General features: G+C 32.6%; 27 protein-coding genes and 1 other annotated feature. Of the genes, 2 read left to right on the forward strand and 25 right to left on the reverse strand.

The features are described 5' to 3' along the window. Positions 1-6 precede the first annotated feature (6 nt). Positions 7-879: a YitT family protein gene (locus ABEY15_RS19530; protein WP_335486030.1), complete on the forward strand. Its 873-nt coding sequence runs from the start codon at positions 7-9 to the stop codon at positions 877-879. A 68-nt stretch (positions 880-947) separates the two neighbouring features. Here ABEY15_RS19530 and ABEY15_RS19535 read toward each other — a convergent pair whose 3' ends face one another. The 25 genes from ABEY15_RS19535 to ABEY15_RS19655 form a co-directional block, all read right to left on the reverse strand. After that, positions 948-1,628: a zinc metallopeptidase gene (locus ABEY15_RS19535; RefSeq protein WP_429891764.1), complete on the reverse strand. Its 681-nt coding sequence runs from the start codon at positions 1,626-1,628 to the stop codon at positions 948-950. 55 nt (positions 1,629-1,683) lie between these two features. Continuing rightward, the gene (locus ABEY15_RS19540; RefSeq protein ID WP_429891765.1) at positions 1,684-2,466 is read right to left on the reverse strand and encodes a sporulation protein YpjB; all 783 of its coding nucleotides are present in this window, start codon (positions 2,464-2,466) and stop codon (positions 1,684-1,686) included. Between the two features lie 59 nt (positions 2,467-2,525). After that, positions 2,526-3,110, reverse strand: coding sequence for a DUF1405 domain-containing protein (locus ABEY15_RS19545; RefSeq protein WP_429891766.1), 585 nt, complete (start codon positions 3,108-3,110; stop codon positions 2,526-2,528). A gap of 151 nt (positions 3,111-3,261) precedes the next feature. Continuing rightward, on the reverse strand, positions 3,262-4,038 hold the full coding sequence (locus ABEY15_RS19550) for a menaquinol-cytochrome c reductase cytochrome b/c subunit (RefSeq protein ID WP_056466650.1): 777 nt from the start codon (positions 4,036-4,038) through the stop codon (positions 3,262-3,264). Between the two features lie 63 nt (positions 4,039-4,101). Beyond that, entirely contained in the window at positions 4,102-4,776 is a 675-nt protein-coding gene (qcrB, locus tag ABEY15_RS19555; RefSeq protein WP_025671403.1) for a menaquinol-cytochrome c reductase cytochrome b subunit, read from the reverse strand. Positions 4,777-4,778: 2 nt separating this feature from the next. Continuing rightward, positions 4,779-5,282, reverse strand: coding sequence for a ubiquinol-cytochrome c reductase iron-sulfur subunit (locus tag ABEY15_RS19560; protein ID WP_429891767.1), 504 nt, complete (start codon positions 5,280-5,282; stop codon positions 4,779-4,781). A 143-nt stretch (positions 5,283-5,425) separates the two neighbouring features. Then, entirely contained in the window at positions 5,426-5,875 is a 450-nt protein-coding gene (locus ABEY15_RS19565; RefSeq protein ID WP_429891768.1) for a DUF2487 family protein, read from the reverse strand. A gap of 607 nt (positions 5,876-6,482) precedes the next feature. After that, complete coding sequence (locus tag ABEY15_RS19570; RefSeq protein ID WP_069031873.1) at positions 6,483-7,022, reverse strand: ReoY family proteolytic degradation factor; 540 nt, start codon at positions 7,020-7,022, stop codon at positions 6,483-6,485. Positions 7,023-7,076: 54 nt separating this feature from the next. Beyond that, the gene (locus ABEY15_RS19575; RefSeq protein WP_429891769.1) at positions 7,077-8,336 is read right to left on the reverse strand and encodes a tetratricopeptide repeat protein; all 1,260 of its coding nucleotides are present in this window, start codon (positions 8,334-8,336) and stop codon (positions 7,077-7,079) included. A 17-nt stretch (positions 8,337-8,353) separates the two neighbouring features. Next, the gene (gene aroA, locus ABEY15_RS19580; protein WP_429891770.1) at positions 8,354-9,637 is read right to left on the reverse strand and encodes a 3-phosphoshikimate 1-carboxyvinyltransferase; all 1,284 of its coding nucleotides are present in this window, start codon (positions 9,635-9,637) and stop codon (positions 8,354-8,356) included. 195 nt (positions 9,638-9,832) lie between these two features. Then, the gene (gene aroB, locus ABEY15_RS19585) at positions 9,833-10,918 is read right to left on the reverse strand and encodes a 3-dehydroquinate synthase (RefSeq protein WP_429891771.1); all 1,086 of its coding nucleotides are present in this window, start codon (positions 10,916-10,918) and stop codon (positions 9,833-9,835) included. After that, positions 10,918-12,087 carry a chorismate synthase gene (aroC, locus tag ABEY15_RS19590; RefSeq protein ID WP_025671396.1) on the reverse strand — a complete coding sequence of 390 codons (1,170 nt, stop codon included), beginning with the start codon at positions 12,085-12,087 and terminating at the stop codon, positions 10,918-10,920. The genes aroB and aroC overlap by 1 nt, the downstream gene beginning before the upstream one ends. A gap of 386 nt (positions 12,088-12,473) precedes the next feature. Next, positions 12,474-12,702, reverse strand: a binding site (T-box leader). Between the two features lie 233 nt (positions 12,703-12,935). Beyond that, positions 12,936-13,382 (reverse strand): nucleoside-diphosphate kinase, encoded by a 447-nt coding sequence (gene ndk / locus ABEY15_RS19595; protein WP_025671395.1) that lies wholly within the window; start codon positions 13,380-13,382, stop codon positions 12,936-12,938. Positions 13,383-13,608: 226 nt separating this feature from the next. Further along, positions 13,609-14,571 carry a heptaprenyl diphosphate synthase component II gene (gene hepT, locus ABEY15_RS19600; RefSeq protein WP_429891842.1) on the reverse strand — a complete coding sequence of 321 codons (963 nt, stop codon included), beginning with the start codon at positions 14,569-14,571 and terminating at the stop codon, positions 13,609-13,611. Between the two features lie 44 nt (positions 14,572-14,615). Beyond that, entirely contained in the window at positions 14,616-15,326 is a 711-nt protein-coding gene (locus tag ABEY15_RS19605; RefSeq protein WP_025671393.1) for a demethylmenaquinone methyltransferase, read from the reverse strand. Positions 15,327-15,367: 41 nt separating this feature from the next. Beyond that, positions 15,368-16,039: a heptaprenyl diphosphate synthase component 1 gene (locus ABEY15_RS19610; protein WP_429891772.1), complete on the reverse strand. Its 672-nt coding sequence runs from the start codon at positions 16,037-16,039 to the stop codon at positions 15,368-15,370. Positions 16,040-16,215: 176 nt separating this feature from the next. Next, the gene (gene folE, locus ABEY15_RS19615; protein ID WP_056466689.1) at positions 16,216-16,788 is read right to left on the reverse strand and encodes a GTP cyclohydrolase I FolE; all 573 of its coding nucleotides are present in this window, start codon (positions 16,786-16,788) and stop codon (positions 16,216-16,218) included. Positions 16,789-17,039: 251 nt separating this feature from the next. Continuing rightward, positions 17,040-17,312 carry an HU family DNA-binding protein gene (locus tag ABEY15_RS19620; RefSeq protein WP_056466694.1) on the reverse strand — a complete coding sequence of 91 codons (273 nt, stop codon included), beginning with the start codon at positions 17,310-17,312 and terminating at the stop codon, positions 17,040-17,042. A gap of 468 nt (positions 17,313-17,780) precedes the next feature. Beyond that, entirely contained in the window at positions 17,781-19,259 is a 1,479-nt protein-coding gene (spoIVA, locus tag ABEY15_RS19625) for a stage IV sporulation protein A (protein WP_056466697.1), read from the reverse strand. A gap of 196 nt (positions 19,260-19,455) precedes the next feature. Next, the gene (locus tag ABEY15_RS19630) at positions 19,456-20,172 is read right to left on the reverse strand and encodes a hypothetical protein (protein ID WP_429891773.1); all 717 of its coding nucleotides are present in this window, start codon (positions 20,170-20,172) and stop codon (positions 19,456-19,458) included. A 20-nt stretch (positions 20,173-20,192) separates the two neighbouring features. Next, a complete protein-coding gene (locus ABEY15_RS19635; RefSeq protein ID WP_056466707.1) occupies positions 20,193-20,390 on the reverse strand; it encodes a DUF2768 domain-containing protein in 198 nt (65 codons plus the stop codon). A 442-nt stretch (positions 20,391-20,832) separates the two neighbouring features. Further along, a complete protein-coding gene (locus ABEY15_RS19640) occupies positions 20,833-21,102 on the reverse strand; it encodes a stage VI sporulation protein F (protein ID WP_056466710.1) in 270 nt (89 codons plus the stop codon). 186 nt (positions 21,103-21,288) lie between these two features. After that, positions 21,289-22,326 carry an NAD(P)H-dependent glycerol-3-phosphate dehydrogenase gene (locus tag ABEY15_RS19645; RefSeq protein WP_429891775.1) on the reverse strand — a complete coding sequence of 346 codons (1,038 nt, stop codon included), beginning with the start codon at positions 22,324-22,326 and terminating at the stop codon, positions 21,289-21,291. A gap of 42 nt (positions 22,327-22,368) precedes the next feature. After that, positions 22,369-23,679, reverse strand: a complete 1,311-nt coding sequence (der, locus tag ABEY15_RS19650) for a ribosome biogenesis GTPase Der (protein WP_429891776.1) — start codon at positions 23,677-23,679, stop codon at positions 22,369-22,371. A 132-nt stretch (positions 23,680-23,811) separates the two neighbouring features. Continuing rightward, positions 23,812-24,402, reverse strand: coding sequence for a YphA family membrane protein (locus ABEY15_RS19655; protein WP_429891777.1), 591 nt, complete (start codon positions 24,400-24,402; stop codon positions 23,812-23,814). A 128-nt stretch (positions 24,403-24,530) separates the two neighbouring features. Here ABEY15_RS19655 and ABEY15_RS19660 point away from each other — a divergent pair, with 128 nt between their 5' ends. Beyond that, complete coding sequence (locus ABEY15_RS19660; RefSeq protein ID WP_082459340.1) at positions 24,531-24,668, forward strand: YpzI family protein; 138 nt, start codon at positions 24,531-24,533, stop codon at positions 24,666-24,668. The last annotated feature ends 21 nt before the right edge of the window (positions 24,669-24,689 follow it).

Consider the following 24,689-nt stretch of genomic DNA (forward strand, 5'->3'; position numbering starts at 1 on the left):
AAGTATATGATTTTTAAATTGAAGTTACGCAATATCTTATTTATTATTTTAGGTTCTGCAATTTTTTCTTTTGGAATAATGAATATCAATATTCCAAACAATCTAGCTGAAGGTGGCTTTACGGGAATTAACTTAATTCTTTTAGCTGAACTAAATATTCCCGTTTGGATCTCAAACTTAGCCTTAAACGTCCCTTTATTTTTTATTGGTTGGAGATTACTTGGTACAGTGACAATGTTATATACAATCATTGGAACTGTTGCAGTCTCCTTTTTCTTAAAATTATTTGAGAAATTTACTTTCAATATAGATGTTCATGGCGATTTAATGTTAGCTTCATTGTTTGCGGGTGTATTTATTGGTGTAGGTTTAGGAATTATTTTTAGATTTGGTGGAACTACTGGTGGTGTTGATATCATCGCTCGTTTAGCATATAAATACAAAGGTATTAATATGGGTAAAACGATGTTTATTTTTGACTTTGTTGTCATTACACTTTCACTTTTAACTTACTTAAAAGCATATGAAGCAATGTATACTCTTGTTGCAGTTTTTGTCGGAGCAAGAATAATTGATTTTATGCAAGAAGGTGCATACGCTGCTCGTGGAGCAAATATTATTTCTGAGAAAAATGATTTAATTGCCGCTCGAATTATGAAAGAAATGGAACGAGGCGCAACTTATTTAAAAGCAACTGGAACATTTACCGGAGAAAGTAAAAACGTTTTATTTTGTGTCGTACCAAAAAACGAATTAGTTCATTTAAAAAACATCATTCAGGATATCGATCCACATGCTTTTGTAGCCGTTACAGAAGTGCATGATGTACTAGGTGAAGGCTTTACATTAGATGAAAATAAAGTCCCTCTTCACCCTTAATTTTTAGCTGAAACAAAAAAAGGTTCTTGGCATTGGTTGCCAGAACCTTTTTTTATTTTATATTGATATTAATCATCATTACGTGTCATACCAGTATAAATTAAAATTAATCTTAATAATTCTGCGACGGCTACCGCTGCTGCTGCAACATATGTCAATGCAGCTGCATTTAAAACACGTTTTGCATAAACATGCTCATTCGAATTAATAATGCCCAATGTCGTAATCTGTTTTAAAGCTCTACTTGAGGCATTGAATTCAACAGGAAGAGTAACAACTTGGAACAATACACCTAGTGCTAATAAAACTATACCTATTAACAACGCACCTGATAGGCGAGAAAACATGCCAATTAATATAAATATATAAGAAAAATTGGAACTGAAATTTGCAACAGGTACTAATGAATGACGGAATCTTAAAAAGCCATAGTCATTCGCATCTTGAATTGCATGTCCTACTTCATGAGCAGCAACTGCAGTACCCGCAACTGAATATCCATGATAATTTTCAGTTGATAATCTTACAACTTTTGCACGTGGATCATAATGGTCAGATAAATATCCTCGAGTTTCCTCTACTGCCACATTGTATAATCCATTTTCATTTAAAATTTTTCTCGCTACTTCTGCACCCGATAAATGTGATGTAGAACCAACTTGAGAATACTTTCTAAAAGTTGATTTAACCTTCATTTGCGCATATAAAGGTACAAGCAACAAAATTAAAAAGTAAATTAAATAACTCATTGTAATTCCTCCAAGATGTGATTTACGATATTGTAATAACTTTTAGAGAAATTTGTCAATCATTATGTTCTCTTCTTTTTTTGTTTTTATTTCGATCCCCTATATATTTTCTCCAACCGACATAACTTAATGTACCGACAATAATAATCCCTGTTGTAAATATTGTCCAAATAGAGACAGGTGGAATAATTGAATTACCTTGATCAAAAATGAATAATAATTCACTTTTTGTCTCATCCAACTTTTGTTGAAAAGCCGGTATAGATTCTTGGTTAATACGATAATCATCTAAAAACGAAACAAGTGAATTTAATTTTTTTACTTCATCGTATGGAAGATCCATGATAAGACTTGGATAAATAATCTCAAATTGGTGTAAGAATTGATTTAATTGCGTTTCATATGCTTCAGAATTCCCTCGTTTATAAGCTGACTCCATATTCTGTAGTGGAGTCATAACCGACTTTTTCATTTCCTTCCACATCGGCTGCATAGTTGTTTCTCCTGCATCAATCAATAATCTCAAACCAAGTACATCAGCAACTTTTTCTTGTGGATCAATTGCATCATTTGTTAAAGATACAAGCGCATTTTGAAAAGTAACTGAAATGGTTTCTAACTCCTTTGGTGTGAAATCCTTATTCTTTTTTGCTGACGCCATATACTTAGATTCTAATTGTTCTAATAAATTTGCGCCATGAACATAATCACCATCTTGTACTAAAGAGAGCGATTGTTCAATTAGTGAAGTTTCTTGATCTATTTTAGCGTACCCTTTTACGGTATTGAATGAAAAGAAAATAAAAAAAACGCTTATCCCCGCAATTAATTTTTTCATCAAACCCCTCCCTCATAACTACTAATAATTATGAGAGAAAGGACAAGATTAGAACTTGTTCAAGTACGAGCTCTATTTTTTAAAATTAACTGGTAATAAGCGATTAAAATAACAAATATAGTTAACCAAAATGTAATAAAAGCAATCCAAATTCTGTAATCAGAAAGCATATAGTATTCTGGCATTGTTCCAAAAACATAATCTAAAATAAGATCTTGTAATATCCAAATACTTGCAACAGTCAATTGCCATTTTTTAACTTTAAATGTCGGTGCATACAAAAAAGCTTGGATTGCCATAGCTCCATGTGAAAAAATTAATAAATATGCAACCGCATCAAGTCCACCTGATAAATAAAGAACCATTCCATTCATCAAAACTGCCCATATACCATATTTCATCAAGCTTACATATGCAAGTGCTTCTATTAACCCATTCCGTTTATTTAGAATGAAAAGTAGCAATACAATACAAAAAAATAATGATGCAGTTGGACTATCTGGTACAAATATTTTTAACCAACCAGGAGTAAAATCAAGTTGAGATTTATACCAATAATATCCATAGATTGTTCCTAGTACATTTATTATAAATAAAGCAATTAAGTTAGGTTTAAGCCGTAGCATACTGTAGAGTATGTTCACTATTTCACTTCATCTCACTTTCATTGAGGAGATTTAATAAATTTATAACACAAAGTTCACAATTTATATGTATCATCACATTTTTTACATGTTATTATTTCAGTATACAATAAAACATAAAAAAAGAGTCGAAAATTCGACTCTCTTTTAATTACTCTGTTTTACCTGCTTTTGAAACGAATTCAGCTAGCACTTTAAGTTCTGCGTCAGTACCTTTAAATACGCCAGATGGCATCGCTTTTCGACCGTTTCTTGCGATATGAGCGATTTCTTCAGGTTTTAAACCATTATTTTGAAGACTTGGAGCTGCTGCGCCACCTTCAAGATTATCGCCATGACAAGATACACAAGTATTTTTTTGCAATAGTTTATATGCTGGATCTTCTTTATTTAATTCAACAAAAGTACGGATTTTACCTTGTTCTTTTTGTTTTTTCCAGTCATGGTGAGCCGCAGCTTCCCATGTTAAATAAATTACACCAGATAAAGCTAATAACATAAATCCTGTTGCTAAAGGACGTTTAATTGGTTTTCTATGTGGACTACGATCTAAGAATGGCGCTAATAATAAGCCACCAAATGCTAATCCAGGAATTACGAAAGCACCAATTACGTTATAGTCACCAGAAGCATAGCTATATTTTAAGAATTGATATAAGAATAAGAAATACCAGTCTGGTAATGGCGTATAGCCAGTATCAGTTGGGTCTGCAACCCTCTCTAGTGGAGATGGATGTGCAATTGTTAATGTTAAGTATCCAATTAAGAAAACTGCTCCTACCATCCATTCTTTTAATAAGAAGTTTGGCCAGAATGCTTCAGTTTTACCTGGATATTCTGAATAATCCTTTGGAACATTAGGTTTACGTCCTGCCATTGCAGGTACACGTGAGTCACCTACAAATTTCATTCCTTTACCGCGATGCATGTTCTCCCTCCTTTATTTCGACACACTTTAGTCATTTTTTACTAAAGCCCCATGCACTAAATCTTATAGTGGACCTGAAATACCTTGCTTACGAATAATTAAGAAATGGGCACCCATAAGAGCAAGTAAAGCACCAGGTAAGAAGAATACATGGATTGCGAAGAAACGAGTTAATGTTTGTGCACCGATAATATCCGGATTACCTGCAATTAACGTTTTCACTTGCTTACCAATAAATGGTGTTTGTTCAGCAATTTGCAGACCTACTTTAGTCGCAAATAACGCTTTCATATCCCAAGGTAATAAATATCCTGTAAAGCCTAATCCAAGCATTACGAAGAAGATTAATACCCCTACAACCCAGTTAAGCTCACGAGGCTTTTTATATGCGCCTTGGAAGAATACACGTAAAGTATGTAAAAACATCATAACAATTACTAAACTTGCACCCCAGTGATGCATACCACGAACGATTTGTCCGTATGCAACGTTGTTTTGTAAGTAATAAACTGATTCCCATGCATTTTTGATATCTGGAACATAGTACATTGTTAAGAACATTCCAGATAAAATTTGAATTACTGTAACGAAAAATGTTAATCCACCAAAGCAATATACGAATGCTGAAAAATGATGCGCTGGATTAACGTGTTCTGGTACTTCATGATCAGCGATATCTCTCCAAAGAGGTGTAATTTCTAATCGCTCATCTACCCAGTCGTAAATTTTGTTAAGCACGATTATTTACCTCCTGTATTTGGTTCTAATTTACCAAGATAGAAAGAATCACCTTTCACTTTTACCGCATAGTTGTCTAGTGGACCAAGCGGTGGTGTACCTTTAATGTTTTTACCATCCTTATGGTAACGACCGCCATGACATGGACAGAAGAATTGATTTGGAAAATCTTTATTGTCATTCCAACCAACTGTACAGCCTAAATGCTTACAAGTAGGTGATAACGCAACGATGTCTCCATTTGAATTCTTGTACACCCATGCAATGTGTGACGCATCAGATTTAACCCAACCATCTACCTGCTTAACTTTAAAGTCAAAGCGTTTTGGGTCAGTCGTTAAATCTTTAACTAGTCCAACCTGCACCAATGCTCCAGCAGCTTCTTTTTGTAAGACTGGATCAATGGCAAAACGAGCCAATGGCATTAGCATTCCTGCCGCCATAAAGCCGCCTACACCTGTTAAAGTGTAGTTTAAAAACTGGCGTCTTGAAACCTTTTCACTCATGAAAATTCCCCCCTCTATCACAAGTACTCCTGTACGGACAACAGCTATAATAATAAAACTAGGACACTTTCATAATATAATAACAAATTTAGAAGGTCAATAATATCCTAATAATAATCATAGTAATAATGTTGTTTTTATTTTTATCCCCATATTTTAGAAAATAATGCATTTATGTGAGATAATTGTTTATCTACTATTACGCGTTGTGATGATTCATCTAAGCTATTGATGTTTAAATTAGGTAACCAAATTAATGATTCTTCCATTTCAGCTTCTGACTGTCTCCAATCAAAATCACATGTTAGATAAAAAACATGCTTAATCCCACTAGCTTTAAACTCTTCATTCCAAGCTTTTAATCGGCTTATTTTATTAGATTCTTCTGGTAAATAAGTAAATTCTGGAGCGATTACAACTCTGCCTTTATATGTACGTTCAAGTTCTGAAGTAAGTATTATTAAGTCCTCTCTTTGCTCGGCTAGACCAATATTTTCTTTTTTCAAAGAAACAGGACAAAGTGGAATAATGATCGTATCGATGTATTCCAGATTCTCAATAACTTGATTTAATTCATTAGTTGTCCATTTCATCAAAATTACCTCTTTCTATTAAAATAATTTATTTATAATTGTGAAATTTTTGTGAACAAATTTCTATTTTCCATTTAACCATACATTACTATTTTAAGAAAGAAAAAAAGCCCTCTAACTAAAGGATTTTTCAATAAGTGGAAAGGGATCTTTGTAATCAATTCAATAATCCCATAAACTGTTTACTGATTAATATTAAAAAATTGTGAAATTAGTTGAACTCCGATCCATTACGTAGCAAATATTTCTATGAGATCAACAATCCAAGATTCTTTCTCTGTTAAATGACTTTTTTACTATTTTTTTAATATAAGTATTTTTTTATGAGTAATTTGCTAATCTTAAGTTTACATATTGTAATTTTAAATTTGTATAAGTTGATTGAAACACTCGACTTCTATGAGATATACCAGAAGGCATAAGAACCATTTGGAACGCCATATGATAATTAAGATCATGAATCTGGCCACACTTAAAAGAGAGGGTACAAAAATGGAAATTAACCCCACATATCTTATTTAACTATAAAATTAAATTGTGTTCAATTAGCAAATACCTTTTCAACAGTAAAAAAGCCCCCAAAATGAGGACTTTTTTCAGTTTAACATTAAGTTAATGAATTCAGTTGTTTAGTTAATTCTTGAAAAAGCTTTTTGTCTTGTTTATCTAGAGCCTCGTCAATCATTTTCATCAATCTGTCTTTTTGGAAATTAATAATTGAATCTGACAATAGCTTTTCTGCAATTACGCGGTCTTTTTCGTTACTATTTAAGTTTTTTGGTATATGTGGGTTCTCTTCTAAAACTGAAACAAACATCGGATATTGAAAAGAAGATTTAAAATTGAGCTGGATATAAATATCCTCATCCCTATTTAGTCGAATATCGTGAAAAGATTTCTCTGCATCAGTCGTCATAACATTTTGTTTATAAAAATGAAATGGGACTTCTTTAACACAGTTTGTCGACATCACTAACCCGCGTGGACAATATTTAGACTGTTCTACGAAATGAACCTTTTTCATTAAATAATCATGGCTCATTAGGTAATTTAAAATCCAAACACATTCTCTTTGCTTTAACTGAAAATTACTTAGAAACCACTTAACAAAATCTTTCTTCTCATTCACAGATACAGGGGTTGCCATTATTAAATCCCTCCTCTGTCCTTAAAATTTGTCCCCTTTTCTGAATAAAGAAAACTACAGAATTTCATTTATTCTTTCAAGACGCTCTCTTACTTCTTCCTGTAGATACTCATCGTCTACAAGTTTACTGTAAACCTCTTTTGCTTCTTGTACTAAGCCTTCTTCAAACAATAGGTCTCCGTATTCCTTTAAGAAGGAAATTTCCTGGTTAAAGTCATTATATGCTAGACGATATTGATTTAATGCCAATTCATAATTTTCATTTCCATAATATGCTTTGCCTAAGTCCCAATTAAAATGAGGATCTGAAGCTCCATGCTCAATTGCTAGTTCAATTGTACTAATTACGTCATCGAAATCTTCCTCTTCGAAAAGAATTCCGACTAATAACTGAACTGCCTCAATTAGCGAAGGATCATAAATTAATGCTTCCTGTAAATGTTTTTTACTGGCATCTAAATTCTTTAATTTACGAGCTAATTTTGCTGCTGATAAAAGGCATTCTACATTTGTTTCATCAACAAGTAAAGCTTTTTGTAATATATCATAGCCTTCTTGAATTTGGCCTTCAAGGTCATGTGCTTTACTTAGCCATAAATGTGCTACCAAATATTCAGGGTCAAAGAAGATTGCTTCTTCGAATATCGGAATAGAGGCTGCATAGCGTTCAGCTTGAAATAGCGTAATACCATATCCTAATAGTGTATGGAAGTCCTTAGTTGTCTGAATTCCTTTTTCATAATAAGAAATTGCTTCTTCCCATTCACCTTCAGCACTTAAACATTCAGCAAGTCTTAAATCTTTATTTACTCCACTCACTTCAATTTCTTGATTAGCAAGTTTTTCGTAAAATGGAATTGCTTTTTTATAATCATATTTACTAAAATAATACTCCCCTAATGCAAAATCTACTACAGGTTCATTCGGTAAAATTCTTTTTGCTTCAAATAATTTTTGTTCAGCTACTTCATCAAGACCCTGAACTTGATATAGATCAGCCATTAATAAAAGTGCTTGAACTCGACTTTCACTATCATCCTTTATGGCAAGTAAAATTTCTAAAGCTTCGTCTTCTAAATCAAGATCCAACAATATTTCTGCATACATTATTTTAAGATCATCGTCGTCATCATATAAGTAAACTAAATCTTCAATGATATTTTTCGCATCTTCCACAAATCCTAATGATTGAAAAAGAAGTGCTGCTTCGTATTTTTCTTCATCGTTAGCAGTTTTTAAATTCTTTCTTAATAAATCTAATCCCTTTTCAGTATGACCGTTCTCTATTAACTGAACAGCTTCGTATAAACTCATTCTTACACCTCATATGACTACTTAATTAATTCATTTAATTGCTCTTTAAAGTTCGGAAAAGACACAGCTATGCATTCTGTATTTTCAATAATTGTATCACCTTTAGCAAGTAATGCAGCAATTGAAAGCATCATTCCCATTCGATGATCTCCATGTGAATTTACATTAGCACCTATTAAAGAACTATTCCCTTGTATAATCATACCATCTTTTGTTGCTTCAATGCTTACACCAAGATTTGTAAGTTCTGTTACAACAGTCTGGATACGATCCGTTTCCTTTACTCTTAACTCTTCAGCATCCTTAATAATGGTCTCTCCATCTGCTAAAGCTGCTGCTAAAGCTAAAATCGGTAACTCATCGATGCAAGTAGGAATTTCAGCCCCACCGATTACAGTTGATTTTAAATTGGATGATTTCACTCGTATATTCGCAATTGGTTCTCCGTTTACAACTTTTTCATCCTCTAAAGTAATATTAGCGCCCATTCTTTCTAAAACTGTTAATATCCCTGTTCTAGTAGGGTTTACTCCTACATTTTTCAATAATATTTCGCTATTAGGAACAATCGAGCCTGCTACTAAGAAAAATGCAGCTGATGAAATGTCCCCTGGTACAATAACATCTGTTGCAGTTAATTCTTGGTTTCCATTAATCGAGACTTTGTTTCCATCAACTACTAACTCACAACCAAATGCCTTTAGCATTCTTTCAGTATGGTCACGAGACTTTTCTGGTTCAGTCACTGTCGTTGTACCTTTTGCGAATAAACCAGCTAGTAAAATTGAAGATTTAACTTGTGCACTTGAAACAGGAGAAGCATAAGAAATACTATTCAGTGAACCTCCTCTAATAGAAATTGGTGTATATGTAGCGTCTTCACGTCCATCTATAGAAGTTCCCATCATTTTTAAAGGTTTTGTAACTCGCTTCATTGGTCTTTTACCAATAGATTCATCACCAATAATAACTGAATGGAAAGGTAAACCACTTAATATTCCCATCATTAATCTTGCTGTTGTTCCCGAATTTCCTACATCAAGTACTTCTTGTGCCTCTTTAAGTCCTTTAATTCCTTTACCATAAACGGCTACTTCATCTTCTGTCACTTCGATTTGTACACCTAATTTTCTAAAACACGCAATCGTACTTAAACAATCTTCACCTAATAGAAAGTTAGTAATCTTTGTAGTCCCATTCGCTAATGATCCAAACATAATTGCTCTATGAGATATTGATTTATCTCCTGGAATTGTCACATCACCAACTAAACGGATTTTTTCTAACTGGGAATTTCTCATCATAGTCACCTTATCTAACCTTTCTATATGTATTTACATTCCATTTTTTATTAATCAAACCTTTTTTTTCTCTGAAAATCTATTCGACGAATTGCCCTATGTTTTTCATTTTCAATGATTAAGTTAGCTTAATTTAGAAAAAGAAAATGATATTTTGATTTAACATTTGATCAAAACACCATTTTCAGGTAAGCATTATGAAATTATTTGTTTTAAAAAACGATCTAAATTTTCTTTTATAAAGTCTTCTTCTAATTCACAAATCACTGGATTTCCAAAACTTTTTAAGATTATATATTTTATTTTCAAATCGATATTTTTCTTATCTTGTTTCATTAGATTTATTATTGGTTCTAATTCTAAATTTGAATAAACGGGATAATTCAATCGATTATACCAATTTACGATCTCATTAAATTTCAAGTCAACTTTAAAGAACTGTTCACTCAAATAAATTGAAAATAACGTTCCAAATGCAATTGCCTCACCATGAGTTGTTTTAGCATAACCTAAATAAGCTTCAATTGCATGCCCAAGTGTATGACCTAAGTTTAAAAATGCTCTTTCACCAGTTTCTCTTTCGTCCTTGGATACAATTTCATTTTTTACACTTATTCCCATTGTCACACATTTTTCAACTAACTCATCATCTAACTCTTCAAGTGAAAGAATATGATCCATTAACCAATTCAAATTGTCGTTAGAAGAAATCATAGCTTCCTTACTAATTTCAGCAAAACCTGATCTCCATTCCTCTATTGGCAAAGTAGTTAAAAAGTTTAATTCATACAATACTAATTCCGGTTGATAAAATGCACCAACTATATTTTTAGCTTTTGGAAGGTTTATAGCTACTTTACCACCTATTGCACTATCGTGGGCTAGTAAAGTAGTAGGTAATTGGATAAAACGAATACCACGCATATAAGTAGCAGCAACAAATCCTGCTAAATCACCAACTACTCCACCACCTAAAGCAATTATTAAACTATTACGATCTAATTGGACATCAAAACAATAGTTTAAACAATTTTCGTATATTGCAAAACTCTTACTTTTTTCACCATGTGGAATGATAAAGTGTTCAACTTTATTTGTTTTAGTACAATTTAGTAGTACTTCTTCTAAATAAAGTGGAGCAACTTGATCATCTGTAATGATTAGTATTTTGGAAACTTTAGGAACTAAACTGTCCAACTTTGACTGCAGTTCACTCAATACTCCAAACCCTATACAAACATCGTATTGTTTAGAGCTTGTATTTACAGTTATTACATTCATTAAAAATTCCTCGCATACTCACGGAAATCTTCAATATTACGTTTTAAACGCTCAAGTTGATCTGATTCAAATTGTTCAATAATTGCTTTTGCAACTTCCCAAGCAACAATATGCTCTGCTACGACACTTGCTGCGGGAACAGCACAGCTATCAGAACGTTCGATACTTGCTTCATAAACTTCCTTTGTTTCAATGTCAACGCTCTTTAAAGGCTTGTAAAGCGTTGGGATAGGCTTCATTACTGCTCGAACGACAATTGGCATACCAGTTGTCATACCGCCCTCAAAACCGCCAGCACGGTTTGATAATCGGTAGTAGCCTTGTTCTTCTGAATATGCAATTTCATCATGAACTTCACTACCTGGTAAGGAGCCAGCTTCAAAACCGATGCCGAATTCTACACCTTTAAAGGCGTTAATGCTTACGATTGCACCTGCAATTTTTGAGTCTAGTTTTCTGTCATAATGAACGTAACTACCGACACCAGCTGGCATACCTTCAACAACAACTTCTACAATCCCACCAACTGAATCTCCTTTTTGTTTTGCATCATCAATTAATGATTTCATATTTTCTGTAGCTTCAGCGTCTATACATCTTACTTCTGAGTTTTCAGCCCTATTATGTAAGTCTTCTACATTTTTATAGTCTAGATTTTTTGCTTTTACTCCACCAATTTCAATAACGTGGCTTGCAATTGTGATTCCTAGCTCGCTCAACAATTTTTTTGCCACCGCTCCAGCTGCAACACGTACTGTCGTTTCACGAGCTGAAGATCGCTCTAAAACATTTCGTACATCTCTAAAACCATATTTTATAGCTCCATTTAAATCGGCATGACCTGGTCGTGGCTTTGTAATGCTTCTTTTTCCTTCGTATTCTAAATTGTCCAAAGGTTCAGGACCCATAATATTAGTCCAATGTTTAAAGTCGTTATTTTCAACAACCAATGCGATAGGAGAGCCTAATGTATAACCATGTCGAACACCGCTAGTAATTTGAGCAGTATCCTTTTCTATTTGCATTCTTCGCCCTCTTCCATATCCACCTTGACGTCTACGAAGTTCAACATTTATTTCTTCTGCTAAAATTGGTAAGCCTGCTGGAACGCCTTCAATAATTGTAGTTAATTGTGGACCATGTGATTCACCAGCTGTTAAATAACGCATTTCAACACCTTCTCTTTATGTAAGTTTAAAATTATTAGTTACTACTATAGCACAACCTATTCTGAATTTAATATAAAAAAAGAGCCATATTCGGGCACTTTTTTGATTTTTTTGCAAAAAAATGAATTATTTAGTAGAAAAAACTAATTTTCAGTATTTGATTGTGCAATCTTTTTATCAATATTTCCAATCAAGAAAAAATGATTAGATGAGCCTTCTTGGGCACAGTCTTTAAGCTGTACCGAGACAACGTAAATTTATTAACTCATTATTTGTGCTCATTTCCTTTTCCTCCTAAAAAATTCAATTGTCCAACACCGCTCTCTTTTTTTCATCAAGAAGTAGACATGTAAAAAAATAAAAACAAAAAGTCCCTACTGAATAACAGTAGGGACGAATTAATTAATCGCGGTACCACCCTAGTTGTGAACTAAAGTTCTGTTCACCACCTTCATTTTGTTAACGATCAAAACGACCGTTTCTATTTTCATAAAATGAAAATAGAAATTGCTCCAAGAATGAAATTTCGGCATATTTTATGTACTGACTCGCAGCTTTCGTCAGCTCTCTGAAACAGGGAAGTTATGCTTACTATGTCCTTATCAACGCAATATATTTAATTGTCAAAAGATTCATTTAAAAACTTATTAATGATGATTATAAGCAGATTTAAAGAAGCTGTCAATGCAATATTTTTTTACAATTTGTAACTTTTCCTCTATTTTGCTTACTCATAGCGATTCTTCTTAAGTTAATTAAGAAAATTTATCCACAGGTCTAGATTTTAATAATTTCCTAAATAAAAAAAGCCAGCAATTACGCTGACTTCTTTATTTAAAACTATTTTATTAGTATACCCACTCTTTAATAAGCTTAGAGTATTCAACTAATTCATTTTGATTGAAGAAAATTCCGATTTCACGTTCTGCACTAGCAGGTGAATCTGAACCATGAATAATGTTTTTGCCTACAGTTGCAGCATACTCACCACGGATTGTTCCTGGTGCTGAATCTTTTGGGTTTGTTGCTCCCATCATTTGACGAGCGGTAGCGATTACATTTTCGCCTTCCCAAACCATAGCGAATACTGGGCTTGAAGTGATGAAGTCTACTAATTCACCAAAGAAAGGACGCTCTTTGTGCTCAGCATAGTGAGTTTCAGCTTGTTCTTTACTCACTTGCATTAATTTAGCTCCAACTAATTGGAAACCCTTCTTTTCGAAACGTGAAACGATTTCACCAATTAAGTTACGTTGTACACCATCAGGTTTTACCATTAAATAAGTTCTTTCCATTATGCTCTACCTCACTTGATTTCAATTATGTATAAACAACACAGTTAGAATAGTAACATCAATTTATAAAATTATCAATAGTTTAAAATCTTGTTATATTATAAAAATTGAAATCGCTTCCAGATTATTGATTAACTTTTATAAATATAACTGAATAACAGGAATTCTATACGTATCTAAAAAGCCAAAAGAGGCAGTTGTAAATGCACTAGCATTTTCCCCGCCTCTAGTTTTTTCGATTTCCAATATTTTTAGCAATTAATATTAACATTTCCTTTGCTTCACTATTAGGAAGGCTATTGATACTGTTTAAAGATTTTTGTAAATATGCTTCACTAACTTTTCTTGCTGCTTTAATATATGTACTTTTACGAATTTGATTTATAAGAGGTTTAACAGTTTCCGGATCGATTCCTTCATAAACTGATTCAATTTTCTCTTTAAGAGTTAAATCATTCATCGCAAATAAGACAGGAAGTGTAATATTCCCTTGAATTAAGTCGCTACCTGATGGTTTCCCTAATTCCTTCTCAGAAGCCGTAAAATCAAGGATATCGTCCATAATTTGAAAGGACATACCTAAATAGTATCCGTAATCTTTTAAACACTTTTGAAAAGCAGGAGAGGCTCCTGATGCAATTGCACCAATTTCACAACTCGCTGAAATTAAAAGTGCAGTTTTTCGTTTAATTCTTCTTAAATAACATTTTAAATTTTGGTCAAAATTATATTTATCTTTTATTTGTTCAATCTCACCTAAACAAATCTCTAAAATAGTCTCAGATAATTTTTGATGGGCCAATGGGATTTCGATTTCTGACATACATTCCAATGCTTTTGCAAATAAAAAATCCCCTGCATACATAGCAACACGATCATTGTAAGTTGAATTTATTGTCGGTTTACCTCTTCGTAAACTAGCTTCATCAATTACATCATCATGAACTAAAGATGCCATATGTATGATTTCCAAAGTAGCTGCTACATTTTTAATCGATTGAAGGTTATATTGTCCAAATTTAGCACTAAGCAATACAAAAACTGGTCTAATTCTTTTTCCACCAGATTCAAGCAATTGTACAGATGCATTTTTCAAAATTGGTTGTGAAGAATTGACTACTTTATGAAGCGTGCTTTCAATCTCATTAATGTCCTTTTTTAAATAAGAATATTTCCATTTAACCTTCATTCCGTTCACCTTACTATTCATCCCATTTTCTCGCTTTTTTGTAACTAGCTTTTTGGTTTAACACCTAAATGCATTGCTGCTACACCAAAAGTATAAGGTTTAATTTTTATTTTTTCTAACCCTGCTTTTTTGAAAAGATTTGCAAGTTCATTCATTCCCGGAAATGTGCTTGCACTTTCTTGTAACCAAGAATATTCTTTAAAGCTTTTAGCAAATAATTTCCCAAAAATCGGCATGATGTATTTAAAATACGCTTTATACACATGTCTAATTCCAAATGCAGTCGGTTGCGATGTTTCTAGACAGACAACAATACCTCCAGGTTTAACGACTCTTGTCATTTCCTTCAACACTTGATAATAATCTGGAACATTTCTTAAACCAAATCCAATTGTAACAACATCAAAATAGTTGTCCTCAAATGGTAACTCCATAGCATTTCCATGAATTAATTTTACTTGGTCTAAATGCATATTTTTAACTTTTTCTTCACCGATAGATAGCATATTTTTACTAAAGTCTAATCCTACTACTTCTCCATCTTTTCCAACTGTATTTGCAAGTGCAATTGTCCATTCACCAGTACCACAGCATACATCAAGCGCTTTCATACCTTTTTGAACATTCATAATTTTCATAGTTTGTTTGCGCCAAGCAATATGTCGTCTAAAACTAATAATACCATTCATTGTATCATATTTATTGTAAATCTTTTCAAACACGTCATGTACGCGTTCTTCTTTTGATTGAGTCATATAAACCCCCACTAAACTAATTACGATTACTTCTATGTAGATTAATTTTGTAATTGTATTATTTTTGATAATTCTTCTTTTGTTTTAGCTAAATCAACAATCCCCAATATTCTTTGAAATTGCGAAATAAAATCAGAGCAGTTTTCAACTGATGATCGTTCGAATTCTTTTTTCAGTCTTGACATTAAACATTCTTGCTCAATATGCTTTATTGATTCTTCAGCTGATATAAATTTTGCAAAATGTACAAGTATAGTTGATTCGATTACAGTTATACAGTTTAAAAGATCTTCTAAAGAACTAAATTGTTCGTGAACTAGATTGATCTTCTCTTCATTCATTTCTTTAACAGCATATGAAAGTTCTCGTATTAATCCGATTTCCCCAGTTTTAGATAGAGCATCATAATATAGTCCACTATATAAGTCCCCTTCTAAAACGGTTAGTTGTTTCTTTTCACGATCCATTGGTGTACCTTCAAATGTGGATACCTTTTCATGTGTATCTAATGCAATTTGATGAATCATCAAGGCTTTACAGTAATGTACAATTTTATCACTCGTAAAATTGTGTTCTTTTAATAAATTTATTAATAAAGTAACCTTTATATCATCAATGGTCGGTGGTTGAAGATGTTGATTTAAATATGGGTGTCTAATCGTATGTAAGATTTGAGTGATTACTTCATTTTTTAACTCGTGAATACTATTCATTATTTCCATCCATTCCATTTATAACTGATTTTTTCATTATACCATAAGTATTTTAGATGGTATAAGTTGATTGCTCAATCAACTTGCATTATTTATAAATGAATATTTTAAAAAAAGCAGGACTTCAGGCTTTTTAGACTGCCTATCAAACGCCCTGCTTTTTTAATTATTTGATTCTATTTAGTTGAATGAATCATTGCAAGAATTTCATTTCTTCCTTGTACATCCTCTTTAAGTGAGCCACGTACAGCAGTCGTAACAGTTTTTGAGCCCGGTTTTCTTACTCCACGCATAGACATACACATATGTTCTGCTTCTACAACTACCATTGCTCCGTGTGGTTGTAGTACTTCCATAATTGCATCAACTACTGAGGCAGTAATACGCTCTTGTAACTGAGGTCTTTTGGCTACTGTTTCTACAGTACGTGCTAATTTACTTAAACCAGTTACTCTACCATTTCTAGGTATGTATGCTACATGGGCAACTCCGTAAAAAGGTAATAGATGATGCTCGCACATTGAATGGAATGGAATATCTTTAACAAGAACTAATTCTTCATGATCTTCACCAAATACTTTATGTAAATGAGCTTTTTCATCTTGGCGCATACCAGAGAATACTTCAGCATACATTTTCGCAACTCGTTTTGGCGTTTCGTAAATTCCTTCTCTATTTGGATCATCACCGATAGCTTCAAGAATTAGACGAACCGCTTGTTCAATTTTTTCTAAATTAACTTCATTCATTAATTGATCCCCCATGCTAAAAAAAATTCTAATATTCACTATCAGATTCGTTTTATTTTAACATAATTCTTTTTTTATAGGCAAAAAAAAGAAGGATACTTTCTATTTCCTTTCTTTTAGACACCAAAACTCAACGCTTTCTTGTCCAAAATTAATTATTGGTCTCAAAAACATAAGACTTTTTGGACTTTTTTAGCAAAAAAAGAAGGATGCTTTTTTTAGCATCCTTCTTTTCCGCTTAAATTATGTAATTATTTTACTGCATCCTTAAGCGCTTTACCAGGTTTGAAAGCTGGAACTTTACTAGCTGCGATTTCGATTTCCTCGCCAGTTTGTGGATTACGTCCTTTACGAGCTGCACGCTCACGAACTTCAAAGTTACCAAATCCGATTAATTGTACTTTATCCCCGTTTTGTAACGCACCAAGAATTGATTCGAATACAGCGTCTACTGCTAAAGTAGCTTGTTTTTTAGTTAATTCACCAGCTTCAGCAACTGCATTGATTAAATCTGTTTTGTTCATGTCTTTCACCTCCTCCCAAAATTTAGATGTTTCTTAATTTCATTTGTGACCAAAATTTTAAATTTTATACAACAAATTCCAATTAATTTCTTTGTCATGCCTTATATTATACGATTCTACGGCTTTTTTCAATATGTTTTATAAGAAAATGTTGGAATTACTCGAAAACAGGTGGTGATTTTTCTGAAAAGTTCATTTTTCGACTTCAATTTTCTTATATGTACTTCTGAAAGTACGATGGTTACTGAATTAATCGGCATTTTTTTAATTTTTTTGATGATTTTTAATAAATTTATTTTTGTTGAATTTTGTCGAATGATATTTATCTTCCCTTGCTAATTTTCTGTGATTTTTTTTAAAATTTCATTTCGCCATGTAAAATATGACTTTAGATTTTTAAAAAATTAATCTTATATTTGGCTAACGCAAAAAAAATCAGATGGTTTTTACCACCTGATCAATTAATGATTAAAGGATAATTGCAATTAAACCGCCACTTCCTTCATTAATAATTCTTTCTAAAGTTTCCTTCAATTTATATCTTGCATTTTCAGGCATTAGTGAGAGTTTCGCTTGGATGCCTTCACGTACGATTGAACTTAATGAACGTCCAAATATATCTGAGTTCCAAATTGATAATGGATTATCTTCAAAATCTTGCATTAAGTATTTAACAAGTTCTTCACTTTGTTTTTCAGTTCCGATGATTGGTTCAAACGTTGACTCAACATCAACTTTAATCATATGAATAGAAGGTGCTACTGCTTTTAATTTGACCCCAAACCTTGAACCATGGCGTATAATTTCTGGCTCATCTAGGCTCATATCTAATAACGATGGTGCAGCAATTCCATAGCCGGTTTGTTTTACCATTCTTAAAGCATCTGCTACTTGATCATATTCTTGTTTTGCGTGAGCGAAATCTTGCATTAATTCTAATAGATGATCTTTACCGCGAATTTCTACTCCCACTACTTCTTTTAAGACTTGATCATATAACTCATCTGGTGCAGATAAATCAATTTCTGCGACCCCTTGCCCCATATCTATTCCAGCAAGTTGTGCATGTTCAATAAATTCATAATCACTAAATTGGCCAACTACATAATCTACATCTCTTAATCGCTTAATATCTTTAACTGTTTCTTGAATTGCTTCTTGGTAGCTTTGGCGTAGCCAGTGATTTTCTTTTAAAACTAATACCCAGCTAGGTAAGTTTACGTTCACTTCTAGGACTGGGAATTCGTATAAAGCTTCGCGAAGAACGTTCATTACATCTCCTTCGCGCATTGCTTCAACACTTAAAGCGATGACAGGAATATCGTATTTTTCTGATAGTTCTTGTCTAAGTGCCTCTGTATTAGGATGATATGGCTGAGAAGAGTTGATTACCATAATGAAAGGCTTTCCAACTTCTTTTAATTCAGCAACTACTCGTTCCTCTGCCTCGATATAATCATATCTAGCTATTTCTCCAATTGTGCCATCAGTTGTTACAACAACCCCAATTGTTGAATGTTCTTGAATAACTTTTCTTGTACCGATTTCTGCCGCTTCATTAAATGGAATCGGTTCTTCATACCAAGGAGTGCTAATCATTCTAGGACCATTTTCATCCTCATATCCTTTAGCCCCTGGCACACTATAACCAACGCAATCTACTAATCGAATATTTACATCTAACCCATCCGCTACATGAATTTTTACTCCTTGATTCGGAACGAATTTTGGTTCAGTAGTCATTATTGTTTTACCTGCAGCGCTTTGAGGTAATTCATCATGTGCTCTAGCACGATCAGCTTCATTTTGAATATTAGGGATTACAACAGCTTCCATAAAGCGTTTAATAAATGTTGATTTACCAGTACGCACAGCACCTACAACACCTAAGTAGATATCTCCTCCTGTGCGCTCGGCAATGTCTTTAAAAATATCTATCTTTTCCATGTGTTCCCCTCCCGATTTATCAATACATGGGAATAATTGACTTGAAGTAGTATACCTATGACAATATCATTCTATGATGTTGTCCTAGTGAGTTATGACAAGATTTTTTATTTTTTCTTTTTATTCACTTGGGATCAAATAAAAAAATCCTTCGATAAAATGTATTCTTTTATCAAAGGATTATGATTTATATTATTTATTTTTGTTCTAAAAACATCGGTTGTCCATCTTTAATCGTATATGGAAGTGAGTATGCAGGCACGATTGGTGAGTCTTTTACTAAGATAGAACGAATATCTTCACCGAACTTATAATTTTTTGCTTCTTTAATTTTTGCATATAAATCAGTTGAATAGTCAACATAAAACTCCCCATCATTCCCCATGATGATTGGTAAGTTCTTATTGCTATAAGGACTGACTACAAATGGTTCTTCCTTGAAACCCATCTTTTTATAGTTTAATAGAAAAACACCATTAGCCAATGTTTTCTTGATTGGTGGGTAAGTATGTTTATCTTTATAAACTTGTACTCTTAATGAAACATCTCTTAGTTTTTCTGCAATTCTAAGATCGACTAATTTAACAGTCGGATTCTTCTCTGCATCTACTAATACATACTGAAAGATACCACCATTTTCATAAGAATTACCAGGTGCATCACTTAAATAGCCAGGTGTTAGTTTTGTAAAATCAATTGGATATTTAATATAAATAGGTGTATTCATATCCTTGTTTTTTATCGGTAACATTCCTGAGTTGTCTTTCTTAAATTTATTAACTGCAGTTTGAACAGATTGCAATTGATCATCATATGGTACTTGATTTTGTGCAAGTTTATCTTGTGGATATAAACATCCACTTAATAGACTTATAACAAAGCACATTAGAATGGAAAGAAATAGCTTTTTCATGTTAGTCCCCTTTATTCTCATTAACTAGGCCAGCTTAATACGATATATGTAATTAAAATCCCTGAAATAATTAAAGACATATATGCAATGAAGGCTGTAATCATTTTTAAAAATTTTATTTTTATTTTGTTTCTACTCAAGAAAATTAAAAATAATGATAAAAGCATTAATCCGATTCCTACAAAAGAAATAATTTCATTAATATGTGCCGCGTTCATTATGTTCCCCCTATGTATTTTCTACCATTATTATAGTATCAAAATAATCACATGATTTGAATTAAAATCTTTTTAATCCTATTAAGACATTATCGACTTATTTAATGCTTACGTATACTTGTCTGATATAAATTATTTGCTCGCTTCATAAAAAATCCATTAGAACCTATTCACTAGTTACACCCTTAAAAAACACTATCAAAATACCTCCTCGATAAAAACCAACCAAGGAGGATTCGGGACCATTCACATATATAAAAGATCAAAATAAAAAGAAAGAAAAAGTAAAAATATACTCCTTCTTTCTTCGAAGCAAACTGGGGCAATTGCTTCGTAATCATCCTCGACTAACACCCACCAGAATACATCCGGTATAAGTCATTCTATAGTATGCGAAAATGTATGATTATGCACTTAATACATCGCTGAAGAATAAGCCCAATTATTTTTGTTTAAACATATTTGTTAATGATTGAAAATCTAATGGCATATTATTTGTAACAATTGCTTGAACGATTTTGTCTTCTTTTTCCTTAGAAACTTGACGACCTGTCATCAATGCAATTTGACGAACTAGTTTTCTAACCGTTGCTTCATCTTTAAAGTTTGCATCTTTTACTGAATCAGCGACTTTAAAAATATCTGATTTGCTTACATTTGCTTTCTTTTCAATCTTATCAAAGAAACCATTTGGATTATTATTAGTCACCATTCAAACCTCCTTCTTTTCTATACAACATATGCTATGCAAAAAAAGAGAAATGGTGAAACGCCTATTTTAGTCCACAAAAGAAAAAGCACTAAAGCTAAGTTTTAGTTTATAGAACTTTGTCTACATAAGAAAAAGCATTAAAACAAAGTTTTAATGCTTTTAATCAATATACTTAAATAAAATTAATTACTCAGCAAGATCGCTTATATAATTTGAAGTACTTTCGCCCTCATGTTTTTTTACACGAGACATTAGTGCATCAACTGCTAATTTTGGATTTTTATTTTCAAATAATACTGCGTGTAATTCATTAACAATTGGCATTTCTACATTTACTTGTTTTGCTAATTGATATGCAGCCTTAGTCGTGCGAACACCTTCAACGACCATACCCATATTATCTAATACTTCGTCTAAAGATTTGCCTTTCCCTAATAAATTACCAGCTCTCCAGTTACGACTATGGACACTCGTACAAGTTACAATTAAGTCGCCCATTCCTGTTAAACCAGCAAAAGTTTGAGTATTAGCTCCCATAGCCTTACCTAAACGAATTATTTCTGCAAGTCCTCGTGTCATTAAAGCAGCCTTCGCGTTGTCGCCATATCCAAGTCCGTCAGTAATACCAGCAGCAAGTGCGATAATATTCTTTAATGCTCCACCTATTTCTACACCAATTACATCTTCGTTAGTGTATACACGGAAATAACCATTTGAGAATAATTCTTGAACAATTTCCGCATCTTCCATATTGTAAGATGCCGATGTTACAGTCGTTGGATGTCTTAAAGCAACTTCTTCAGCATGACTTGGACCTGATAATACAACTACTGATTTTAAGAATTTCGAATCAATTTCTTCAGAGATCATTTCTGAAACACGCTTAGAAGTGTCTGGCTCAATCCCTTTACTTGCATGGATTATTGTAACCTCGTTCGTTAATTCATTATTTAATTGTTGGCAAACTTCTCTTATTGCTTTAGTTGGAACAACAAGCAAAATATAATTAGCTCCATTTATAGCTTCCTTTAAATTGACCGATGCCTTTAAGTTTTGAGGTAAATTAATTTCTGGCAAGTATCTTTTATTAGTATGCTGTTCATTTATTTCATTGATTTGTTCGGATTTATTTCCCCATAAAGTAACCGTATGCCCATTATCTGATAAAACCATGGCTAAAGCAGTTCCCCAACTACCTGCACCTAAAACAGCGATTTTTTCCAAATTAACACTCCCCTTCTTAAAGAATCCATATTTTACTCGAATTTAAGCTCGTGCACGACCGATAATCCTAATTGGAGATCCCTCAAAATCAAAAGCATCTCTAATACGATTTTCTAAGAAACGCTCATAACTAAAGTGAAGTAATTCAGGATCATTTACAAAAACAACAAATGTTGGTGGTTTAATTGCTACTTGCGTTGCATAATACACTCTTAATCTTTGTCCATTATGTGTTGGTGTTGGATTCACCGCAATTGCATCCATAATAACATCATTTAATACATTTGTTGGAACGCGTAAACTATGGCTTTCACATGCTTTATTAATCATTGGTAATAAAGTTTGAGTTCTTTTCTTCGTTTTAGCTGATAGGAATACAATTGGAGCATAATCTAAGAATTGGAAATGTGCTCGAATGTTTTCAATGAATTCATTCATCGTTTTTTCATCTTTTTCTACTGCATCCCATTTATTTACAACAATAACAACTGATCTACCTGCTTGATGTGCATATCCAGCTATTTTCTTATCTTGTTCAATAATACCTTCTTCACCATCTAATACAACTAAGACGACATCTGATCTCTCGATTGCACGTAAAGCACGTAATACGCTGTATTTTTCCGTACTTTCATAAACTTTACCTTTTTTTCTCATACCAGCTGTATCGATAATGACATAGTCTTGGCCATCTTTTGAATAAGGTGTATCGACAGCATCACGTGTAGTTCCAGCAACATTACTTACAATAACACGCTCTTGACCTAATAATGCATTTACTAATGATGACTTCCCAACGTTAGGTCGACCAATTAAACTAAATTTAATTGTCTCCTCATCGTAATTATCATCTTCTTGGTCTGGGAAATGTTTTACAACTTCATCAAGTAAATCACCTAGTCCTAAACCATGTGAACCTGAGATTGGAAATACTTCTCCAAATCCTAATGCATAAAAGTCGTAAATATCGCTTCTCATTTCAGGATTATCGACTTTATTAACTGCTAATACTACCGGTTTTTTTGTTTTATAAAGGATCTTGGCAACTTCCTCATCTGCCGCAGTAACACCCTCACGGCCATTTGTTAGAAAAATAATAACATCCGCTTCATCAATTGCGATTTCAGCTTGTTGACGAATTTGCTCTAAAAATGGCTCATCGCCGATGTCAATTCCTCCTGTATCGATTAAACTAAATTCTTGATTTAACCACTCTCCTGAACTGTAAATACGATCACGAGTAACCCCTGGAATATCTTCTACAATTGAAATTCTTTCTCCCACTATCCTATTAAAAATAGTTGATTTCCCTACATTTGGTCGTCCAACTATTGCAACTGTCGGTTTAGACATTTAATTCATCCTTCCTAGCATAACTATGTACCATTTAAATCTTCTAAATGAGTTTTAGTTTAGTTTTAAAAATTGATTTATTTAAATAACTTATCTATTTTAACAAAAAATATGAGAAAAAACCAATACACTTCAACTTTTTAGTAATTTTCTGTTTTTGAGACTTATTTTTGATACGTAAATTACTATGAATTGAATTGCTGACAATAATAAAATGGACATAATTAAAGTATCAAACCAATTTAAATCTCCAATTATATATTTAAAATTAATCGACTTAAACGTAATATAATTAAAAATGTCTCCCTGAACTAGACCAATTGTTATATAACGCATTTTGTCATAATAGGATTTACTTAAAAAGAAAGAAAGTAATATTACTAAAAATGAACTAATTATCCTCTCATCAATAAAAAAACTTGCAGGATCATAAATCGACAGCAGTGTAACTACACTATATGTCATGCCTATAATCAAGCCTTTAAAGAAATGAACTATTTGTTCAATAAAATTTAATAAACTAATAAAGTAGCTTATGATAAAAATTATAATGATATATGAAAAATTTATATCAATTGAAAATAGATCAATTGTGTAAGCTGAACAACTGATTAATATAAGCAATCCCGCTAAATACAAGAAATTCTTTTTAGTTCGATCTCGATAAAGCAAAAGAAATAAAACAATAATCCAAGAAGTAATGATAAATAGACTACCTTGCACACGAAAACCTCCTAATAGTACTAGTATGAACAATTCATATTTCAAAAATAATCAAATAGAAAAGAAAGTGTATAAGAAGTTGCATTTAAAACGAATCTATAAATGAGATTTTTTTGGAGGTGAAGCGAGTGGGAAAAGATCGTCAAGAAAAGAAACTTAAACAATCTAGAAGAGTTGAATCTGACCGAGATCAAAGCATTCATTACAAAGGTGCTACGCGTTTAGACACACCTGAGGAAGCAAGAGCAGAAAATCAACATAACTAAAGTGTTCTAAATAAAAATCCT

Origin of the sequence: Gottfriedia acidiceleris (assembly GCF_050457485.1) — a bacterium.
GTDB lineage: Bacteria > Bacillota > Bacilli > Bacillales > Bacillaceae_G > Gottfriedia > Gottfriedia acidiceleris_D.